This is a genomic window from Polaribacter sp. 11A2H (assembly GCF_011379025.1).
In the GTDB taxonomy this organism is placed as follows: domain Bacteria; phylum Bacteroidota; class Bacteroidia; order Flavobacteriales; family Flavobacteriaceae; genus Polaribacter.
The window spans coordinates 1-2,191 of sequence record NZ_WTLD01000033.1; the positions used below are offsets into that span (position 1 = coordinate 1).

The 2,191-nt window shown below is 27.2% G+C and carries 2 protein-coding genes; both read left to right on the forward strand.

Translation table 11 applies throughout. The features are described from left to right. The first annotated feature begins 102 nt into the window (after nt 1-102). On the forward strand, nt 103-615 hold the full coding sequence (locus GQS58_RS16765; protein WP_166388037.1) for a hypothetical protein: 513 nt from the start codon (nt 103-105) through the stop codon (nt 613-615). Between the two features lie 161 nt (nt 616-776). Continuing rightward, nucleotides 777-1,982, forward strand: a complete 1,206-nt coding sequence (locus GQS58_RS16770) for a WG repeat-containing protein (protein ID WP_166388039.1) — start codon at nt 777-779, stop codon at nt 1,980-1,982. The last annotated feature ends 209 nt before the right edge of the window (nt 1,983-2,191 follow it).

Consider the following 2,191-nt stretch of genomic DNA (forward strand, 5'->3'; position numbering starts at 1 on the left):
TCGCACACATAAAAGTCTGGTATTTTAATTATTTTTTCGCTAAATTTACGCAACAAACCATAGCACAACAACGTTAGCAAAAATTTGAAAAACCAATTGAATATGAATAAAATAGTACTCACATCAATTAGCATAATGTTCGCTTTCAATTCAATATTCGGACAAACTAACGAAGAGAAATATACGGAAGACGTAAAATCAATAGATGCGATAATAAACGCATATTATGATGTTGTTTCTGGCTCGAGTAGTGAACCTTGGGAATTTGAAAGAGATAAATTTATTCATTCAAAAAATGCTGTTATAACAAGATTAGACGAAAACGGAAAAGCGGAATCACATACTCTTGAAGCGGAATATATTCCAATCGGACTATCACCGAAAGAGGATTTTTATGAAAAGGAACTTAAAAGAAAAGTTAGTAAATACGGAAATATAGCGCAAGTTTGGAGTGCATTTGAAATACGAACTGACCCAAAAACTGAATCCAATGTTCGAGGACTAAATAGCGTTCAACTTCATTCTGAAAATGGAAGATGGTTTATAGACAGTTGGACTTGTGAAATGGAATCTGAAAAGAATAATTTAGTAACTGAATTTTTGAATAAGGAATAAAAACTTTTGCTAACACCGTATATAATTTATTGCTAGTTCTAGCCTACTTACGAAAATCCTTGCGGATTTTCTATTCGGTTTGTATTTGCTAAATTAGATGTTTAAAACACGCAACAAACCATATACAACAACGTTAGGTAAAATAAAAAAAACGCAAAAAAATGAAAATAGGAACTATTACAATTACTTTTTTATTATTAGTCAATTCTGTTTATTCTCAAAAAGAAGTTGTAGCAAATGATTTTGGAAAAAACTATGATGGAGAATCTTTTGGAATATTAAAAAATGATGGATTTGCATTAGTTGACACTCTTGGAAACGTTACAGCTGACAAAATCACATTTAAAAAATACGATAAGAATTTAACAACCTTCAGTTTTTATAAAGGTGTTACATATGATTTTGACAATAATACGAAACTATATAGACTTATTGATTTTAACAAAAACCCAATTACCGAATTTAAATTTAAAGAAATAAAACCTTTCATTACTGATAATACTTGGGCAGTTACTAAAGACGATAAAGAAGTTTTTATTGACTTACAAGGAAACATAATATGTAATTACAACCAAAAGGAAATAAACAAACAATTAGGTTTAACTGAATTATCTTCAAGTATGAAAGTTTTTGAAGCAATGAGCAGTAAGAAAGTTGAAATGTTTTATGATGAATTAAAACAAATTACAAATCGAAAAACTAAAAAAATAGGTTTTTTAAATAAATCTAATGAAATTGTAATTTTACCTGAATATGATAAATCTTCAAACTTCTCAAATGGTTTAGTTGCGGTTTGTAAATTATCGGGAAACTATTATTTATGGGGATATATAGATTCAAAAAATAATGAAAAAATTCCTTTTAAATTTACAAAAAAGCCTGGTGATTTCCACTCTAACAGAGCTATTGTAATAAATAAGGAAAGAAAAAAAGGATATATTGACAAAAATGGAAAGTTAATTATTAAAGCAAAATATAAAGAAGTGACTGATTTTTATAAAGGTTTTGCTTTAGTGAAAGATAGTTATTATTCTGAAACAAATTTAATAGACATAAATGGTTTAATTGTCAACTCCTTTGATAAAGAAATTGAAGTGAAAGCTACAAAAGAAAATTTAATTTCTCTCGTAAATGAACAAAAAACGATTGCTATTTTAAAGTCTAATATTAGAAAAAACATAATTAACCAAAGAACAGTTATCATAAACTCAAAAAGGGAAATTTTAAGTAAACGATTTGACAAAATAATAAATTTAGTAAATGGAAAAGCTTTTGCAATGAACATTGATTCTAAAGGAATTAGTGAAAAAGGGTTAATAAACACAAAAGGAGAGTTTATAGTTAAAATTGTAGAATCTGAATTCTAAAAATTACTTTACCTAACACCGTATAAAATTAATTGCTAGTTTTAGCTTATTTACGAAAGTTCTCGAAGACTTTAAATCTGTGTTTTATTTACTAACTTTAGTGCTTGAAACACGCAACTAATCTTATACATAAACGTTGCAAGTAATAGCGAAAAAAACTCAGGCTGAATAAATTGCGGTTCAAAACTTTTGAATTTTATGTTTCTAAA

Excerpts from the sequence above, each read along its gene's own strand:
- GQS58_RS16765 (WP_166388037.1), top strand. The coding sequence starts at position 103 with ATGAATAAAATAGTACTCACATCAATTAGCATAATGTTCGCTTTCAAT.
- GQS58_RS16770 (WP_166388039.1), top strand. The coding sequence starts at position 777 with ATGAAAATAGGAACTATTACAATTACTTTTTTATTATTAGTCAATTCT.